Annotated in this window: 19 protein-coding genes and 1 pseudogene; 15 read left to right on the forward strand and 5 right to left on the reverse strand. The window is 67.6% G+C overall.

All coding sequences use genetic code 11. The annotated features are described in order from the left end of the window. From lptC to ACXJJ8_RS10945, 13 genes are all read left to right on the forward strand, one after another. Entirely contained in the window at positions 1-609 is a 609-nt protein-coding gene (gene lptC, locus ACXJJ8_RS10885) for an LPS export ABC transporter periplasmic protein LptC (protein ID WP_499030531.1), read from the forward strand. Continuing rightward, entirely contained in the window at positions 593-1,108 is a 516-nt protein-coding gene (gene lptA / locus ACXJJ8_RS10890; protein ID WP_499029822.1) for a lipopolysaccharide transport periplasmic protein LptA, read from the forward strand. Before lptC ends, lptA begins: the two co-directional genes overlap by 17 nt. Beyond that, positions 1,108-1,827, forward strand: coding sequence for an LPS export ABC transporter ATP-binding protein (lptB, locus tag ACXJJ8_RS10895; protein ID WP_499029824.1), 720 nt, complete (start codon positions 1,108-1,110; stop codon positions 1,825-1,827). Before lptA ends, lptB begins: the two co-directional genes overlap by 1 nt. A 48-nt stretch (positions 1,828-1,875) precedes the next feature. Further along, positions 1,876-3,285 carry an RNA polymerase factor sigma-54 gene (locus ACXJJ8_RS10900; RefSeq protein ID WP_499029826.1) on the forward strand — a complete coding sequence of 470 codons (1,410 nt, stop codon included), beginning with the start codon at positions 1,876-1,878 and terminating at the stop codon, positions 3,283-3,285. Positions 3,286-3,367: 82 nt separating this feature from the next. Then, positions 3,368-3,685, forward strand: coding sequence for a ribosome hibernation-promoting factor, HPF/YfiA family (gene hpf / locus ACXJJ8_RS10905; protein WP_498960693.1), 318 nt, complete (start codon positions 3,368-3,370; stop codon positions 3,683-3,685). 10 nt (positions 3,686-3,695) lie between these two features. Further along, positions 3,696-4,175: a PTS sugar transporter subunit IIA gene (locus ACXJJ8_RS10910; protein WP_499029828.1), complete on the forward strand. Its 480-nt coding sequence runs from the start codon at positions 3,696-3,698 to the stop codon at positions 4,173-4,175. Continuing rightward, positions 4,172-5,119 (forward strand): HPr(Ser) kinase/phosphatase, encoded by a 948-nt coding sequence (gene hprK, locus ACXJJ8_RS10915; RefSeq protein ID WP_499029830.1) that lies wholly within the window; start codon positions 4,172-4,174, stop codon positions 5,117-5,119. The genes ACXJJ8_RS10910 and hprK overlap by 4 nt, the downstream gene beginning before the upstream one ends. 61 nt (positions 5,120-5,180) lie before the next feature. Further along, positions 5,181-6,026, forward strand: a complete 846-nt coding sequence (gene rapZ, locus ACXJJ8_RS10920) for an RNase adapter RapZ (RefSeq protein ID WP_499030533.1) — start codon at positions 5,181-5,183, stop codon at positions 6,024-6,026. A 19-nt stretch (positions 6,027-6,045) separates the two neighbouring features. Then, on the forward strand, positions 6,046-6,438 hold the full coding sequence (locus ACXJJ8_RS10925; RefSeq protein WP_499029832.1) for a PTS sugar transporter subunit IIA: 393 nt from the start codon (positions 6,046-6,048) through the stop codon (positions 6,436-6,438). 21 nt (positions 6,439-6,459) lie between these two features. Next, entirely contained in the window at positions 6,460-6,729 is a 270-nt protein-coding gene (locus tag ACXJJ8_RS10930) for an HPr family phosphocarrier protein (RefSeq protein WP_499029834.1), read from the forward strand. Further along, entirely contained in the window at positions 6,729-8,468 is a 1,740-nt protein-coding gene (ptsP, locus tag ACXJJ8_RS10935) for a phosphoenolpyruvate--protein phosphotransferase (RefSeq protein ID WP_499029836.1), read from the forward strand. Before ACXJJ8_RS10930 ends, ptsP begins: the two co-directional genes overlap by 1 nt. An 87-nt stretch (positions 8,469-8,555) precedes the next feature. Beyond that, positions 8,556-9,917 carry a magnesium transporter gene (mgtE, locus tag ACXJJ8_RS10940; RefSeq protein ID WP_499029838.1) on the forward strand — a complete coding sequence of 454 codons (1,362 nt, stop codon included), beginning with the start codon at positions 8,556-8,558 and terminating at the stop codon, positions 9,915-9,917. A gap of 96 nt (positions 9,918-10,013) precedes the next feature. Beyond that, a complete protein-coding gene (locus ACXJJ8_RS10945; protein ID WP_499029840.1) occupies positions 10,014-10,559 on the forward strand; it encodes a hypothetical protein in 546 nt (181 codons plus the stop codon). On the opposite strand, the gene ACXJJ8_RS10950 is transcribed toward ACXJJ8_RS10945, so the two are convergent. The 3 genes and pseudogenes from ACXJJ8_RS10950 to ACXJJ8_RS10960 form a co-directional block, all read right to left on the reverse strand. Next, positions 10,556-11,503: an aspartate carbamoyltransferase catalytic subunit gene (locus ACXJJ8_RS10950; RefSeq protein ID WP_499029842.1), complete on the reverse strand. Its 948-nt coding sequence runs from the start codon at positions 11,501-11,503 to the stop codon at positions 10,556-10,558. The genes ACXJJ8_RS10945 and ACXJJ8_RS10950 overlap by 4 nt on opposite strands. Positions 11,504-11,580: 77 nt before the next feature. After that, positions 11,581-12,015 (reverse strand): annotated as a pseudogene (gene ruvX / locus ACXJJ8_RS10955) (Holliday junction resolvase RuvX); the annotation flags it as partial. Next, positions 12,015-12,581, reverse strand: a complete 567-nt coding sequence (locus ACXJJ8_RS10960; protein WP_499029844.1) for a YqgE/AlgH family protein — start codon at positions 12,579-12,581, stop codon at positions 12,015-12,017. The gene ACXJJ8_RS10960 and the pseudogene ruvX, both read right to left, overlap by 1 nt. Before the next feature lie 75 nt (positions 12,582-12,656). On the opposite strand from ACXJJ8_RS10960, the gene ACXJJ8_RS10965 reads away from it, so the two are divergent. Further along, complete coding sequence (locus tag ACXJJ8_RS10965) at positions 12,657-13,571, forward strand: DUF72 domain-containing protein (RefSeq protein WP_499029846.1); 915 nt, start codon at positions 12,657-12,659, stop codon at positions 13,569-13,571. A gap of 64 nt (positions 13,572-13,635) precedes the next feature. Here ACXJJ8_RS10965 and ACXJJ8_RS10970 read toward each other — a convergent pair whose 3' ends face one another. Next, entirely contained in the window at positions 13,636-14,766 is a 1,131-nt protein-coding gene (locus tag ACXJJ8_RS10970) for a PilT/PilU family type 4a pilus ATPase (RefSeq protein WP_036171929.1), read from the reverse strand. Between the two features lie 16 nt (positions 14,767-14,782). Beyond that, the gene (locus ACXJJ8_RS10975; RefSeq protein ID WP_498960716.1) at positions 14,783-15,820 is read right to left on the reverse strand and encodes a type IV pilus twitching motility protein PilT; all 1,038 of its coding nucleotides are present in this window, start codon (positions 15,818-15,820) and stop codon (positions 14,783-14,785) included. 137 nt (positions 15,821-15,957) lie between these two features. On the opposite strand from ACXJJ8_RS10975, the gene ACXJJ8_RS10980 reads away from it, so the two are divergent. Beyond that, positions 15,958-16,641, forward strand: a complete 684-nt coding sequence (locus tag ACXJJ8_RS10980) for a YggS family pyridoxal phosphate-dependent enzyme (protein ID WP_499029849.1) — start codon at positions 15,958-15,960, stop codon at positions 16,639-16,641. Positions 16,642-16,648: the final 7 nt, after the last annotated feature.

A 16,648-nucleotide genomic window follows, 5' to 3' on the forward strand; every position in this document is an offset into this window, starting at 1 on the left:
ATGGAACGCGTGGACTTCAGCCGCCTCATGAGCAAGCGCGGGCTGCTGTTGCTCGTCTTGTTCGTCGTCGCGTTGGGGATGGGGCTGTCGGTGTGGAAGCACCGGCCGAAGGACCGCGGCGGCAACGCCGACAACGGGCGTTCGGATTACGTCCTGACCAATTTCGAGGCCATCGTGCTCGACGACCTGGGCCGCGAGTCCTTCACGCTGCAGGCGCCGAGGCTCGCGCGCAGCCCGGGCGACCGGACGATGACCATCGACACGCCCGTGTTCTATATCCCCGTCGCTCCCGCCACCGGCCAGGCCCCCACGCGTGAAGCGGGCTGGGAAGTGCGTTCGAAAACCGGCTGGGTGAGCGCCGACGGCAACGAACTGCGGCTGATCGGCGCGGTCGATGCGAAGACCGCCAGCGGCGCCGACCGCCACGTGACGATCGCCACCGAGCGGCTGAATGTCTTCCCGCAGGCGAACCGGGCCACCTCTCCGGGGACGGTCACGGTGGTCCAGCCGGGCTCTATACTTCGCGGTCAAGGCATGGATGCGCGGCTCGACTCCAAGCGCGTCCGCTTCTCGTCGAACGTAAAGGCCCGCTATGTCCCGTCGCCCTGATCTGTTCCGCTGGTTCGCGCTGTCGCTGCTGGGCGTCGCCGCCGTCGCGGGCGCACGCACGTCGGACCGCAGCCAGCCGATGAACGTCGAGGCCGGCGGCAGCGACTGTTCGATCAGCGACACCGGCCAGTGCGTGCTCACGGGCAACGTGCACATCACGCAAGGCTCGATGGTGATCCTCGCCGGCCGCGCGGTCATCCATCGCGCCAATGGCGACATCCGCCGCGTGCAGTTCACCGGCAGCCCCGTGCAACTCACGCAGGAACTGGACGACGGTTCGACGATCAAGGCGCGCGCGCAGAACGTCGACTACGACATGGCGACCGACACCGTCGTCTTCACCGGCGATGCGCTGATCGACCAGCCGGGCCGCGGCAACATCTCCGGTGGGCGCATTGCGTACAACATGAAATCCGGCCAGGTGCAGGGCACCGGTGAAGGCAAGGGCCGCGTGAAAATGCAGTTCGTCCCGAAGGGCGCGCAGCAGGGCAGTCGCTGATGCTGGTCGCGCAAGGGCTGCGCAAGTCCTATCGCACGCGCGCGGTCGTCCGTGATTTCGGGCTGACGCTCGACGCCGGCGAAGTCGTCGGCTTGCTCGGGCCCAACGGCGCCGGCAAGACCACCTGTTTCTACATGATCGTCGGCCTGGTGCCGGCCGACGCCGGGCAGATCGTGCTCGATGGCCGCGATATCACCGGCGATCCGATGTACACCCGCGCGCGCCTGGGCGTCGGCTACCTGCCGCAGGAACCCTCGGTGTTCCGCAAGCTGTCGGTCGCCGACAACATCCGCCTGGTGCTTGAACTGCGTGAGGACCTCGACGACAACGCGCGCGAGCGCGAGCTCGAGTCGCTGATGGACGAACTCCAGATCGGCCATGTCGCGGGCCAGATGGGCGCCAGCCTGTCCGGCGGCGAGCGCCGCCGCGTCGAAATCGCCCGCGCGCTGGCCGCCAAGCCGCGCCTGATGTTGCTCGACGAACCCTTCGCCGGCGTCGACCCGATCTCCGTCGGCGAGATCCAGCGCATCGTTCGCCACCTGAAATCGCGCGGGATCGGGGTGCTCATCACGGATCACAACGTGCGCGAGACCTTGGGCATCTGCGACCGTGCGTATATTCTCAACGAAGGCAGCGTGCTCGCGCAGGGGGCGCCGGACGCGCTGCTGGCGAACCCCGACGTCCGCCGCGTGTACCTCGGCGAAGCTTTCCGCCTGTAGGTCCGTCGCGTCCGGCCGTCGGAACCCATCGGCGCCGTTGGACTCGACATGAAGCCCCGCCTCCAGACATCGCTGGGACAACATTTGGTCATGACGCCGCAGTTGCGTCAGGCCATTCGTTTGTTACAGCTGTCGACCGCCGAACTCGAGATCGAGATCGCCAGCGCGGTGGAGAGCAACCCGTTGCTGGACTGGGAAGAACCGGCGCAGCTCGACCCCCTTCCGGGCGATGGACACACCAACGGCAACGGCGCCGACCACGACGACGCACCACCGGCCGACGCCTCGGCGTGGGACGGCGACGAACCCTGGTACGAACGCATCGGCCCGGCCGACAGCGAGGAACCGCTCGCCGAACAAGTGGCCGAAGTCGAAACGTTGCACGACCACTTGTTGTGGCAATTGCACCTGAGTCATCTGTCGCAGCGCGATCGCATGATCGGCGTGGCGATCATCGAGGCGATCGACGACGACGGTTACCTGCGCGAAACCCTCGAAGCGATCGCCGAGAGCTTGCTGCCCGAGGTGACGGCGCACCAAAACGAGATCCTCACCGTGCTGCACCAGGTGCAGCGCTTCGATCCGCCGGGCGTCGGCGCGCGTTCGCTCAACGAATGCCTGCTGATCCAGCTCGCGCTGTTACCCGAAGAAACACCGGGGCGCGAACTGGCGAAGAAGATGGCCGACGGCCCGCTCGAACGCCTGCCCCGCATCGGCGTGGCGGGCCTGGCCAACGAGTTGCATCGCCCGCACGCCGACATCGAAGCCGCCGTGCATCTGCTGCGCTCGCTCGAACCGCGCCCCGGCGCGCAGATGGGCGGCTTGTCCGCGGATACCTACGTCACGCCCGATTGCGTGGTGTGGCGCCAGCAGGGCCAGTGGCGCGTCGCGCTCGCCGCGGGTGCGCGGCCGCGCATCGCGATCCATCGCGGCTACGAACGCATGATCCGTTCGGCCAGCGAAAACGATGCGCTCTACCTGCGCGGGCGCCTGCAGGAAGCGCGCTGGTTGCTCAAGTCGCTCGAAGCGCGCGGCGATACGCTGCTCAAGGTGATGCGCTGCCTGTTGCGGCAGCAATCGGCGTTCCTGGAATTCGGCGACCAGGCTTTGCGCCCGCTCACGCTGCGCGAAGTCGCCGCCGAAGTGGGCCTGCACGAATCGACGATTTCCCGCGCGATCGCGCGCAAGTTCGTGCGCACGCCGCGCGGCACGATTCCGCTGCGCGCGTTCTTCGCCTCGGGCATCGAGACCGGTTCGGGCGGTGAAGCCTCCAGTACCGCCATCCAGGCGATGATCCGACGCCTGGTCGAGGCCGAGGACCCGCGCAAGCCACTGTCCGACGCCCGCCTGGCCGAATCCCTGAAGGCCTCCGGCGTGCCCGTCGCGCGGCGAACGGTCGCCAAGTACCGGGAAGCCATGAGCATTCCCTCGTCGCAGGACCGCCTGCGAATCGGTTGAACCCCAGCCCCACGGCCGCCTACTTCCCCTCACGGCCGCCGGGCGTATCCTGTCTTTCCGAAGTGAGCAAAGGAGGTCCGCGATGCGCATCGACACCTACGGCCAGCAGTTGGAAGTCACGCCTGCCCTGCGCGAGTACGTCGAATCCAAGCTTTCACGACTGTCCCGACACTTCGACCAGCCCATCGATGTCCGCACCCAACTCCGCCTGGAGCGCACCGACCACTGCGCCGAGGCCAACGTGAATATCGCCGGTCGCACGCTGCACGCCGATGCCTCCGCCCAGAACATGTACGCCGCGATCGACCTGCTCGCCGACAAGCTCGATCGCCTGTTGATGAAGCACAAGGAAAAGATCATCGACTCCCATCGCGGCGGGGACGCCGCGGCCAGCGGCTGATCCGCAGGCGATGCCGTTCCAGTCGCTGCTCACTGCCGACCGCATCGTCCTGCTCAGGGAAGCCGGGGACCGCGACGGCGTGCTCGACGCCGCCGCCGCCCTGCTCTCCGACGCCTCGCCGGCGGGCACACAGGCGATCGCCGAGAGCCTGCGCAAACGCGAACGCCTGGGCAGCACGGCGATCGGGCACGGCATCGCCATTCCGCACGGCCGCACCAACGCCTTCGACCACGCGCGCGCCGCGTTCCTGCGCCTGCGCACGCCGATCGATTTCGGCGCAAGCGATGGCGAACCGGTCGACCTGGTGTTCGCGATGGCCGTGCCGGAACATTTCACCCAGGAACACCTGCAACTGCTCGCGCAGATCGCCGAGCAGTTCGCCGACGCGCGGTTCCGCGACGCCCTGCGCGCCGCTCCCGATGCATCGGTCATGCGCACCGTGCTCCTGGACCCGGCCTACGCGCCCGACGAAGCGGTGCGCACCCCATGACGCAACGGATCGCGGCGCAGGAATTGTTCGACCTGCACCAGCAACGCCTGGGCTTGCGATGGGTCGCCGGTCAATCCGGCGCCACGCGCGTGCTGGAATCGGTGGAGACCGTCGCACGCCGGCCGTCGCTCGCCGGCTACCTCAACATCATCTATCCCAACAAGGTGCAGATCCTCGGGACCGAGGAACTGCAATGGCTGGACGGCCTGGATTCGCGCGCGCGCTGGGAAGTGATCGAACACATCATGCAGGCGCGTCCGCTCGCGCTGGTCATCAGCAAGGAACAGCGCGTCCCCGAAGACCTGATCCAGGCGGCGGAGGAATCCCACACGCCGTTGTGGCTGTCACCGCGCCGAGGCCACGAGCTGCTCAACCACATGCAATATCACCTGGCGCGCACGCTCGCGCCGCGCGTGACCTTGCACGGTGTGTTCATGGAAATCTATTCGATCGGCGTGCTGATCACCGGCGAATCGGGCTCGGGCAAGAGCGAACTCGCGCTGGAACTGGTGACGCGCGGCCATCGCCTCGTCGCCGACGATGCACCGGAGTTCACGCAGATCGCGCCCGACGTGCTCGACGGCACGTGTCCGGAGTTGTTGCAGGACTTGCTGGAAGTGCGCGGCCTGGGCGTGCTCAACATCCGCCAGATGTTCGGCGACACCGCGGTGAAGAAGAACAAGTACCTGCGGCTGATCGTGCACCTGACCAAGCCGCACCTCGAACCGCAGGCCGCGGGCATGGAACGCATCATCGGGGATCTGAGCGTGCGCCGCCTGCTCGACCTCGACGTCCCGCAGATCACCCTGCCCGTCATGCCCGGCCGCAACCTGGCGGTGCTGGCCGAAGCCGCGGCGCGCGCGCACATCCTGCGCGCGAAGGGCGTCGACCCCGCGGCCGCCTTCATGGCGCGCCATTCCCATTTCCTCGAACGATCCAGCTGACGCCGTGAGCACGCCGACCCCTGTCCCCCCCGCCCCGCCCGCGTCCCCGGTTCCGAGCTTGATGATCGTCAGCGGCATGTCCGGTTCGGGCAAGTCGGTCGCGCTCAACACGCTCGAAGACCTCGGCTTCTACTGCGTCGACAACTTGCCGGCGGACCTGCTGCCGGAGTTCGTGCGGCGCGTGACCCGCGGCGAGGTGCGGCCGGAAAAGCTCGCCGTCGGGCTCGACGTGCGCAGCGGCGGCGACCTCGGCGTGATCCCCGATGTGTTGTCGGAAGTCGGCGGGCTCGGGCTCGATCCGAAGCTGCTGTTCTTCGATGCCGACGACGACGTGCTGCTGCGCCGCTATGCCGACACGCGCCGGCGCCATCCGCTCAGCCACCTCGGCCTGGCGCTCGCCGATGCGATCGCGCTGGAACGCCAGGCGCTCAAGCCGCTGCGACAGATCGCCGACGTGGTGCTCGACACCAGCCATCTCAACGTGCACAAGCTGCGGCGCGTGGTGATCACCGAGTTCGGGCTGGGCGAAGCCTCGAGCCTGTCGTTGCTGTTCGAATCCTTCGCCTATCGCCGCGGCGTGCCGCCGGACGCGGACTTCGTGTTCGATGCGCGCTGCCTGCCCAACCCGCACTGGGATGCGCGCCTGCGTCCGCTGTCGGGCCGCGACAAGGAAGTGGGCGATTACCTGGAGGCGCAACCCGACGTGCTGCAGTACGCCGGCGAGATCGAACACTTCCTCGACACCTGGCTGCCCCGCCTGCAATCGGACACGCGCAGCTATGTCACCGTCGCCTTCGGCTGCACGGGCGGGCGACACCGTTCGGTCTACCTGGCCGAGCGCCTCGCGCGGCATGCCCGCGAGCGCGGCTGGGCCGAGGTTGCGGTGCACCATCGCGAGCTGGACTGACTTGCACTAACCTGCCGCCATGACCGTCGGCCTCCTGCTCATCACCCATGAAGGCATCGGCGGCGCCCTGCTGTCGGTCGCCACGCGCCTGTTCGGCCAGTTGCCGTTGAAGACCGAGGCGTTCGAAGTCCCCTTCGACGCCGATCCCGATGCACTGTTGCCGCTGGCCAGCGCAGCCTTGCGGCGCGTCGACGGCGGGCAGGGCGTGCTGGTGCTGACCGACCTGTACGGCGCGACGCCCAGCAACCTCGCCGCCAAACTCGCGCGCATCGGCACGCCGGTGCGCCGCGTGTCGGCCCTGAGCCTGCCGATGCTGCTGCGCGTGATGAATTACGCAGAAATGGATCTCGACGAGCTTCCGAACGTCGCCGGCGCCGGCGCGCGCAACGGCGTGATCCATGATGACGCCTGAACCCACGCGAGAACCCACCGCATGATCGAGCGCGAGCTCATCGTCGCCAACAAGCTGGGCCTGCATGCGCGGGCCACGGCCAAGCTCGTGCAATTGCTTTCGAGCTACCGCTGCGGTGCGACGATCGCGGCGAAGGGCCGCGAGGTCAACGCGAAGAGCATCATGGGCGTGATGCTGCTCGCCGCCGGCCAGGGCACGCCGATCGTGCTGCGCGTGGACGGCGACGACGAAGCCGAAGCCGCCGCGGCCGTCTCGGAATTGTTCGAACGCCTCTTCGACGAGGGCGGCTGATGCGGCACGTCCTGCCCGGCCACGGCGCTTCGCGCGGCAGCGCGCTCGGCCGGGCACGGGTGCGCCTGCCGCACGTGCTGGACGTCCGCGAGGAACACATCGATGCCGATGCGGTGGAGACCGAACTCGACCGCCTCCATGCCGCCATCGACGTCGTGCGCGGGGAGATGCGCGTGCTGCGCCAGCGCCTGCACGGCGCGCTCGCGCAGGAAGTCGGCGAGTTCCTGGACCTGCATGCGTTGCTGCTCGACGACCCGGAGTTGTTGCAAGGCCTCGACGACCTGATCCGCACCGGCCGTTACAGCGCCGACTACGCGTTGCGCCTGCAACGCGACCGCATCGCGAACGTCTTCACCACGATGGACGATGCGTACCTGCGCAGCCGCATCGACGACATCGACCAGGTCATCGGGCGCATCCACGCCGCGTTGCACCGTCGCGCGATCCCGGTCGAGGGCCTCGCCGGCGACATCCTGGTCACCGACAACATTGCGCCGGCCGAACTCGCGCAACTGCAGCAGCAGGGCGTGATGGCGGTGGTGACTGCGGGCGGCAGCGCGTTGTCGCACAGTGCGATCCTCGCACGCAGCCTGCATCTTCCGCTCGTGGTCGGCGCCGCGCAGGCGCTGCTGCGCGTCAACGACGGCGACGTACTCGCGGTCGACGGCACGAGCGGGCTGGTCGTGCTCGAACCCAACGCCGACGATCTGCGCGGCCACCGTTCGCGCATGCGCGACCAGGTGCGCGAACGTCGCCAGCTCAATCGCCTGCGCCGCGAGCCCACGCGCACGATCGACGGCGTCGACATCAAGTTGTGGGCGAATGCGGAATCGCGCGCGGACGTCGCCGAAGCGCATGCGCTCGGCGCCGCCGGCGTGGGCCTGTATCGCACCGAGTTCCTGTTCCTGCAGCGCATGGAATTGCCCGACGAGGACGAACAGTTCCGCGCCTATCGCGACGTCGTGCTCGGCATGACGGGCCGCACGGTCACCATCCGCACGCTCGACCTCGGCGCCGACAAGGCCGACCGCAGCGGCCTGGTGCTCGAAGGCGAACCCAACCCCGCGCTCGGCCTGCGCGGCGTGCGATTGTCGCTCGCGCGCGAAGCGTTGTTCCGCACGCAGTTGCGCGCGATCGTACGCTGCTCGGGTTACGGCCCGGTGCGCGTGCTCGTGCCGATGATCAGCAGCCGCGAGGAAATCGTTTCGGTTCGCCGCCTGCTCAGGAAGGTGCTGGCCGAAGTGCGGCGCGAAGGCCATGAAGTCGCCGACGTGATCCCGCTCGGCGCGATGATCGAAGTGCCCGCCGCGGCGATCGCCCTGCCCGGCTTCGTCGGCGCGGTCGATTTCCTTTCGATCGGCACCAACGACCTCATCCAGTACCTGCTCGCCGCCGACCGCAACAACGAGGCGCTCGGCGAGATCTACACGCCATTGCATCCGGCGGTGATCCGGCTGCTGGACCAGATCATCCGCATCGCGCATCGGCGCGGGAAGCCGGTGGCCGTGTGCGGCGAGATGGCGGGCGATGCGTTGTTCGCGCCCCTGCTCCTGGCCCTGGGCCTCGGGGAATTCAGCCTGCACCCCAACACGCTGCTCGAATTGCGCCGTGCGATCCGCAACTGCGACCTGGGATTGTTGCGATCGCGCGCCCCGGCACTGCTGCGCGCACGGGACCGCCGGAGCATCGAGGATTGGCTGGACGACAACGGATTCGCGAAATCCATTCGCCAGGGGTAGGCGTGTTCATGCCGCGCAGGCCATAATTCGCGCCATGAACGCCTGACCCTGTCGCGCCCTCGTGTGCGACGCGCCAACGGACCCCGCATGGCCGAAGCGATCCGCCACGAGAAGACCGCACGACAGCTGCGTCTGTTATCGGACGCGCTCGACAGCGGCCGCCTCGGCCCCGTGCGGCGCCTGGTCAATACGCTGTCTCCGGCCGAGATCGGCAACCTGCTCGAATCGCTCCCGCCCGCCAAGCGCACCGTGGTGTGGGGCCTGGTCGATCCCGAGGACGATGGCGAGGTGCTGGTCCACGTCGGCGACGACGTGCGCGAAAGCCTGCTGGCCGAGATGGACCCCGACGAAATCGTCGCGGCCGTCGAGGACCTCGACATCGACGACCTCGCCGACCTGGTCGAAGACTTGCCCGACACGGTCATCGACGAAGTCCTCAAGTCGATGGACCGCGAGAATCGCGAGCGCCTCGAACAGGTGCTGTCCTACGACGAGGACACCGCCGGCCGCCTGATGAACCCCGACGTGGTGACGGTGCGGACCGACACCACGGTCGACGTCGTCCTGCGTTACCTGCGCCTGCGCGGCGAGTTGCCTGACCATACCGATCATCTGTACGTCGTCAGCCGGCGGCATCAATACCTCGGGCGCATCTCGCTGCAGGCGCTGCTCACGCACGAGCCGGGGACGCCGATCAATCACCTGATCGACGACGAGCAACCCGCCATCGGCGTGGACGAATCGGCGGACGAAGTCGCACGCCAATTCTCCGACCACGACTGGATCAGCGCCCCGGTCGTGGACGACAACAACATCCTGCTCGGCCGCATCACCATCGACGACGTCGTCGACATCATCCGCGAACAGGCCGAACACCAGGTGCTCGGCGCCGCGGGCCTGGACGAGGACGAAGACCTGTTCTCGCCGGTGCCGCGCGCGTGGCGGCGCCGCATCGTGTGGCTGTCGGTGAATCTCGCCACCGCGTTCCTCGCCTCGAGCGTCGTCGGCGAATTCCAGGCCACGATCGACCGCATCGTCGCGCTCGCGGTGCTGATGCCCATCGTCGCGGGCATGGGCGGCAACGCGGGGACGCAGGTGCTCGCGCTGATGGTGCGGGGCCTCGCGCTGGGCCAGGTCGGTGCGTCGAACGCGCGCATCCTGTTGTGGAAGGAATTGCGCGTCGCGTTGATGAACGGGTTGATGCTCGGTGGCATCGTGGCGCTCGCCACGTGGGCCTGGTTCCGGGACCCGATGCTCGCCGGCGTGATCGGTGCGGCGATGACGATCAACCTGCTCGCGGCGGCGAGCGCGGGCGTCCTCGTGCCGCTGACCCTGAAACGCATGAACCTCGACCCGGCGCTCGCCGGCGGCGTGATCCTGACGACGGTGACCGACGTGATGGGGTTCTTCGTCTTCCTGGGCTTGGCGAGCGTCATCCTCATTCGCTGAGCGCTGGCCGTTTTCGCGAAAAAATCCGTGGCGTTGTGCGCGGCAGCACGCGTGACATCATGCGCGCCACTTTCGCCAGACCGCTCCGGAGTTTCGATGAAGTCCTTCACGCTGACCCTTGCCGTCGCCGTTCTCGCACTCGCCGCGTGCAAGCCTGCCGCGCAAACGGACAAGGCCGTGCCGTCGACCGCGACTGCACCCGTGCCCGCCACGGCCGCGATGCCCGCGCACGCGTCCGTCGCACCGGCGACGGCCGAGACCGGCAGCATCGACACGTACGAACTGACGATGCCGAACGTCGACAAGGTCCTGCAGGCGCAGGTCGCGCTGGGCCAGGCGGTGAAGGCCGACCGGACGCTCGACCCGGGAATGAACATCTCCGAAGAGAACGACGCGCAGTACGTCGCGCGCATCGAAGCGACGCCGAAACTCAAGGCGGCGATCGAATCGGCCGATCTATCGGTGCACGATTACGCGTACACGATGCAGTCGCTGATGGCGACGATGATGGCCGTCGGCGCGGTGCAGGCCGGCCAGTTGAAGGAAATCCCGGAAGGCGTGAATCCGCGCAACGTCGCGTTCTTCAAGGCCCACCAGGCCGAAATCGAAGCGAAGATGAAGGCGCTCGGCGCGGAAGGCTAAGCGCCGAGCAGCACTTCCAGCACCGCCATCCGCGCGGCGACGCCGTTCGCGACCTGGCGCAGGATGAGCGACTGCGGACCATCGGCGACGTCGTCGTCGATTTCGACCCCGCGGTTCATCGGGCCCGGATGCAGGACCACCGCATCCGGCGCCGCGCGGCGCAGGCGCGTCGCGGTCAGGCCGTAATCGCGGTGATAGTCGCCGAGGGAACCGACGAGGCCCTCTTCCATCCGCTCGCGCTGCAGGCGCAGCATCATGATCGCGTCGACGCCTTCGAGCGCGGCGTCGAAATTCTGCGTCACGACGCAACCTTCGAGCGTCGCATCCGTCGGCAGCAGCGATTGCGGCCCGCACACCCGGATCTCGCCGGTGCCCAGGGTGCGCAAGGCGTGCAGATCGGTGCGCGCCACGCGGGAATGTTTGACATCGCCGACGATGGCGACTTTCAGTCGCGAGAAGTCCGCGCCCTTCGCCTGGCGCAGCGTGAGCATGTCGAGCAGGCCCTGCGTGGGATGCGCGATGCGGCCGTCGCCTGCGTTGATCAGCGCGGTGCCGGGCCGCGCTTCGCCCGCGAGCGTGGCAACGGCGCCGTCTTCCTTGTGGCGCACGACGAACCCGTGCACGCCCATCGCTTCGAGCGTGCGCATCGTATCGCGCGCGGTTTCGCCCTTGCTGGTCGAGGACGTGGATGCGTCGAAGGTCAGCACATCGGCGCCGAGGCGTTGCGCTGCGATCTGGAAACTCGAACGCGTGCGCGTCGAGGGTTCGAAGAACAGCGTGCACACCGTGCGGCCGACAAGCGTGTTGCGCAGCGACACATCGCCGCGGCGGTCGTCGAAGTTCTGCGCCAGGTCGAGCAATCGCACGAGCACCGTGCGCGGCAGGCCTTCGAGCGTGAGGAAATGGCGCAGGCGTCCCTGCGCATCCACCTGGGCGATGGTCACTCGGCGGCTCCGCTCTGGGTTGTGAGAGTTGGGGTGTTGCCGTTGGGCAGCATCTCGATGCTGTCGTCGACGCCGATGGCGTCCTGCGGCGCGGCGAGCCAGCGCTCGATGATCACCGCGGCGGCCACCGCATCCAGCGCGGCGGCGTCGCGGCGCTTCTTGCGGCCTTCGGCACGATCTGCGGCAAAGCGTTGCGCGGCTTCGATCGAACTGGCGCGCTCATCGACGAGCACCACCGGCAAGCGATAGCGCGCGTGCAGTTCGCGCGCGAAGGCGTGCGCCATGCGACGGATCGGCTGGTCGCCGCCGTCGAGGGTCATCGGATCGCCGACCACCAGGCCATCGGGCCGCCATTCGGCGCGGAGGCGATCGATCGCGGCCCAGTCGGGGCCATGCGCATGCACATCGATCACCGCCAACGCACGCGCGCCGCTGCCGAATGCGCTGCCGACGGCGACGCCGATGCGGCGTGCGCCGACGTCGAACCCCAGCACGGTGCCGTCCAGGCGCATCAGGCGTGCCCGCTGTGGTCGGCCATCTGCGTGAGGTCCACGCCGATGCTGCCGGCCGCGGCCTGCCAGCGCGCGTCCAGCGGCGTCGTGAACAGCAGGCCCGGATCCATCGGCACGGTCAGCCAGCTGTCTTCGATGAGTTCCTGTTCCAGCTGGCCCGCGCCCCATCCCGCGCACCCGAGCGCGACGATGGCGTTCGAGGGACCTTCGCCGCCCGCCATCGCTTCGAGGATGTCGCGCGAGGTGGTGACGTAGAGCGCATCGCCGATCTGCATCGTCGAATCCCAGCCATCACCCCCATCGTGCAGCACGAAGCCGCGTTCGGGATGCACGGGGCCGCCGGACAGCACGATCTGGCCGCGCAGGTCGTCGTTCCCGCTGTCGATGCCCATCTGCTGGAAGACATCGCCCAGCGTGTACTCCGACGGGCGATTGACGACCACGCCCATCGCACCCTCGGCGTCGTGTTGGCACACCAGCGCCACGCTCCGCGCGAAATGCGGATCGGTGAGCGCCGGCAGCGCGATGAGCAACCGATTGGCGAGTGGCGTCGGGGTGGCCTCCATGGGCCGGATTCTACCCCCGGCCGCGGGCGGCGGTCGCTCACCATGTTTGCACCGCGGGGCCGACACGATGGCCCGATGGCAATCCGGATCGGCATCTCGGGATGGCGCTACGCGCCCTGGCGCGGCGTGTTCTACCCGCCCGCCCTGCCGCAGCGCTGCGAACTGGAGTACGCATCGCGGCTGTTCCCGAGCATCGAGATCAACGGCTCGTTCTACTCGCTCCAATCGCCCACCAGTTGGCAGGCCTGGCACGACGCGACGCCCGACCACTTCGTCTTCGCGGTCAAGGGCCCGCGCTTCATCACGCACATCCTGCGCCTGCGCGGCGCGGAAACCGCACTGGCGAACTTCTTCGCCTCGGGGGTGTTGTTGTTGCGGCGGAAATTCGGGCCGATGCTGTGGCAGTTCCCGCCGAATTTCCGGTTCGACGCGGAGCGTTTCGCCGCGTTCTTCGCGCTGTTGCCGCGCACGATGCGCGAGGCCGCCGCCCTGGCCGAGCGCCATGATCCGGAGCGCATGCGCGGGCGGCATGGATGGCCGGATGCCATCGACGACATGCCGTTGCGGCATTGCGTCGAGATCCGGCATCCATCGTTCGAGACGCCCGAATTCATCGACCTGCTGCGACGACACGACATGGGCCTGGTCGTCGCCGATACTGCCGGCAAGTGGCCCTTGATGTTCGACGTGACGAGCGATGTCGTCTACATCCGCCTACACGGCGATGAAGCGCTGTACGTCAGTGGCTATTCCGACCGGGCGCTGGCCGATTGGGCGACGCGGATTCGCGCCTGGGCCGACGATGGCCGCGAGGTGGTTTGTTATTTCGACAACGACGTGAAAGTGCACGCGCCGTTCGATGCGCATGCGTTGATGCGTTTGCTGGGCGCGGATGTGCCGATGTTCATGCCGGATGTTCGCGAATCGCGCGCGGCGCTGCCGCATGAGGCGCGGACGGATGTGCCTGCGGGGTTGCGGCGGCGGATGTGACGCGCCAAAGGAAAGGGAGCGGTCGCCCGCTCCCTTCCTGGATCGTTGCCACGAATCGGGGCGCTTACCGCGCTTCCGCAACCTCGACGCCATCCAACCCCTGCGCCAGAGTCCGTGCATCGCCACCCTGCGCAAGCTTGATGCGCAGGCGCACTTCGTTCGCCGAGTCGGCGTAACGCAAGGCATCCTCGTAGGAGATCTCGCCGGCCTGGTACAGCTCGAACAGGCTCTGGTCGAAGGTCTTCATGCCGAGGTTGGTGGATTCCTTCATCACTTCCTTCAGCTTGTGGATCTCGCCGTCGCGGATGTAGTCCTGCACCAGGGGCGTGCCCAGCATGATTTCCATCGCCACGCGGCGCGCCTTGCCGTCGGGCGTCGGGATGAGCTGCTGCGCGACCACGCCCTTGAGGTTGAGCGAAAGGTCCATCAGCAACTGGCCGCGGCGGTCTTCCGGGAAGAAGTTGATGATGCGGTCCATCGCCTGGTTGGCGTTGTTGGCGTGCAGCGTGCAAAGCACCAGGTGGCCGGTTTCGGCGAAGGCGATCGCGTGGTCCATGCCTTCGCGCGTACGGACCTCGCCGATCATGATCACGTCCGGCGCCTGGCGCAGCGTGTTCTTCAGCGCGGCTTCCCAGCTATCGGTGTCGATGCCCACTTCGCGCTGCGTGATGATGCAGCCCTCGTGCTTGTGCACGAATTCGATCGGGTCCTCGATCGTGATGATGTGGCCCGTCGAGTTGCCGTTGCGGTAACCGATCATCGCGGCGAGCGAGGTCGACTTGCCCGTGCCGGTGGCGCCGACGAAGATGATGATGCCGCGCTTGGTCATCGCGAGCGTCTTGATGATCGGCGGGAGGTTGAGCTCCTCCACGCTCGGGATCTTCGTCTCGATGCGGCGCAGCACCATGCCGACCTGGTTGCGCTGGTAGAAGCACGACACGCGGAAGCGGCCGACGCCGGCGACGCCGATCGCGAAGTTGCACTCGTGCGTCTTCTCGAACTCTTCGCGTTGCTGCGGGTTCATCACGTTCAGCACGAGATCGCGGCTCTGCTGCGGCGTGAGCGGGTTCTGCGTGATGGGCGAGATCTTGCCGTGCACCTTCATCGACGGCGGCATGCCGGCCGTGATGAACAGGTCCGACGCCTTCTGGTGCGCCATCAGCTTGAGGAACGAGGTGAAATCGATGCTGCTCATGGTGTGCTCCGGACTGTCACTCGAACAGTCGCTTGTCCTTTGCGTATTCCTTGGCGTGCTGGCGCGTCACGAGACCGCGCTTCACGAGGTCCTGGAGGTGCTGGTCGAGCGTCATCATGCCGTGCGACTGTCCGGTCTGGATCGCCGAATACATCTGCGCGACCTTGTCTTCGCGGATGAGGTTACGGATGGCCGGGATGCCCACCATGATTTCCCACGCCGCCGTACGCCCGCCACCCACCTTTTTCAACAGCGCCTGCGAGATCACCGCGCGCAGCGATTCGGACAGCATCGATCGGACCATCGGCTTTTCGCCGGCGGGGAAGACGTCGATGATGCGGTCGATGGTCTTGGCCGCCGACGAGGTGTGCAGCGTGGCGAACACCAGGTGGCCGGTTTCCGCGGCGGTGAGCGCCAGGCGGATGGTTTCGATGTCGCGCATTTCGCCGACGAGGATGTAGTCGGGGTCTTCGCGCAACGCCGATCGCAGCGCTTCGTTGAAGCCGTGCGTGTCGCGATGCACTTCGCGCTGGTTGATCAGGCACTTCTGCGAGGTGTGCACGAACTCGATCGGGTCTTCGACCGAGAGGATGTGCGCATACTCGTTCTTGTTCACGTGGTCGAGCATCGCCGCCAGCGTGGTCGACTTGCCCGAGCCCGTCGGGCCGGTCACGAGGATCAGGCCCTGCGGCTGGTCGATCAGTTCCTTGAAGATGCGCGGCGTGTCGAGGTCTTCGAGCGTCAGCACTTCGGAAGGAACGGTACGGAACACCGCGCCCGCGCCGCGGTTCTGGTTGAACGCGTTGACGCGGAAGCGCGCCAGGCCGGGGATCTCGAAGGAGAAGTCGACCTCGAGGAATTCTTCGTAGTCGCGCCGCTGCTTGTCCGACATGATGTCGTAGACCAGCGCGTGCACCTGCTTGTGGTCCAGGGCCGGGATGTTGATGCGGCGGACGTCGCCGTCGACACGGATCATCGGCGGGAGCCCGGCGGACAGGTGCAGGTCCGACGCTTTGTTCTTGACCGAAAACGCCAGAAGTTCGGCGATATCCATTTACGTGCTCCCCCGCACGGCGATTGAAGTGCCAACGTTGAACGACTGGTGCATGGCACCCCCCGCGGGCAGTATGGGCGCCGCCCTCCCCGCGGTGTCAACCGCGGATTCCGCGGCGATCACGAGGTTGCGACGAGATGCTCACCCCTGCCCTTGACGCTGTCGTTCAAAGACTTGAGAACGCGGCTCGGCAGTACGGTCGGCCAGCCCCCCGGCTGCTGGCCGTGTCCAAGCGTCAGCCGGCCGCGGCCATCGCCGCCCTTGCGGCCGCCGGGCAGCGCGCGTTCGGCGAGAACTACGTCCAGGAGGCACAGGCAAAGCAGGCCGAACTCGCCGACCAGGCCCTGGAATGGCACCTCATCGGGCACCTCCAATCCAACAAGGCCGCGGTGGCTGCGCAGGCCTTCGACTGGGTGCAGACCCTCGATCGCGCGAAGCTCGTGCCCCTGCTGGCAGCAGCCCGCCCCGATGTTCGCGGCCCGCTGAACGTGCTGATCCAGGTGAACATCGATGATGAGGCCAGCAAGCACGGTTGCCGCCCGGAGGAGGCGGATGTGCTGGCCGGTGCCGTCGCAGCCGCATCGCCCCGGCTGGCGCTGCGGGGCCTGATGGCGATCCCCGCACCGGTCGAGGACATGGGCCGGCGACGCGACGCCTTCGCCCGAATGAAGACCTTGTTCGACACCCTCGCCGTCCGCCACCCGTCGATGGACACGCTGTCGATGGGCATGAGCGAAGACTTCGAACTGGCGATCGCGCAAGGCGCGACGATGGTGCGCGTGGGCACCGCTTTGTTCGGCGAACGCGCGCCGCGCGGCTAAACTTCCC

This window comes from Lysobacter sp. P5_C4 (assembly GCF_054049695.1).

Coding starts and splice junctions, on each gene's coding strand:
- rapZ (WP_499030533.1), top strand. CDS start 5,181: ATGATCGTCAGCGGCATGTCCGGTTCGGGCAAGTCGGTCGCGCTCAAC.
- ACXJJ8_RS10975 (WP_498960716.1), bottom strand. CDS start 15,820: ATGGATATCGCCGAACTTCTGGCGTTTTCGGTCAAGAACAAAGCGTCG.
- mgtE (WP_499029838.1), top strand. CDS start 8,556: ATGGCCGAAGCGATCCGCCACGAGAAGACCGCACGACAGCTGCGTCTG.
- lptB (WP_499029824.1), top strand. CDS start 1,108: ATGCTGGTCGCGCAAGGGCTGCGCAAGTCCTATCGCACGCGCGCGGTC.
- ACXJJ8_RS10910 (WP_499029828.1), top strand. CDS start 3,696: ATGCCGTTCCAGTCGCTGCTCACTGCCGACCGCATCGTCCTGCTCAGG.
- lptC (WP_499030531.1), top strand. CDS start 1: ATGGAACGCGTGGACTTCAGCCGCCTCATGAGCAAGCGCGGGCTGCTG.
- ACXJJ8_RS10970 (WP_036171929.1), bottom strand. CDS start 14,766: ATGAGCAGCATCGATTTCACCTCGTTCCTCAAGCTGATGGCGCACCAG.
- ACXJJ8_RS10980 (WP_499029849.1), top strand. CDS start 15,958: ATGCTCACCCCTGCCCTTGACGCTGTCGTTCAAAGACTTGAGAACGCG.
- ACXJJ8_RS10965 (WP_499029846.1), top strand. CDS start 12,657: ATGGCAATCCGGATCGGCATCTCGGGATGGCGCTACGCGCCCTGGCGC.
- lptA (WP_499029822.1), top strand. CDS start 593: ATGTCCCGTCGCCCTGATCTGTTCCGCTGGTTCGCGCTGTCGCTGCTG.
- ACXJJ8_RS10925 (WP_499029832.1), top strand. CDS start 6,046: ATGACCGTCGGCCTCCTGCTCATCACCCATGAAGGCATCGGCGGCGCC.
- ACXJJ8_RS10900 (WP_499029826.1), top strand. CDS start 1,876: ATGAAGCCCCGCCTCCAGACATCGCTGGGACAACATTTGGTCATGACG.
- ptsP (WP_499029836.1), top strand. CDS start 6,729: ATGCGGCACGTCCTGCCCGGCCACGGCGCTTCGCGCGGCAGCGCGCTC.
- hpf (WP_498960693.1), top strand. CDS start 3,368: ATGCGCATCGACACCTACGGCCAGCAGTTGGAAGTCACGCCTGCCCTG.
- hprK (WP_499029830.1), top strand. CDS start 4,172: ATGACGCAACGGATCGCGGCGCAGGAATTGTTCGACCTGCACCAGCAA.
- ACXJJ8_RS10945 (WP_499029840.1), top strand. CDS start 10,014: ATGAAGTCCTTCACGCTGACCCTTGCCGTCGCCGTTCTCGCACTCGCC.
- ACXJJ8_RS10930 (WP_499029834.1), top strand. CDS start 6,460: ATGATCGAGCGCGAGCTCATCGTCGCCAACAAGCTGGGCCTGCATGCG.
- ACXJJ8_RS10960 (WP_499029844.1), bottom strand. CDS start 12,581: ATGGAGGCCACCCCGACGCCACTCGCCAATCGGTTGCTCATCGCGCTG.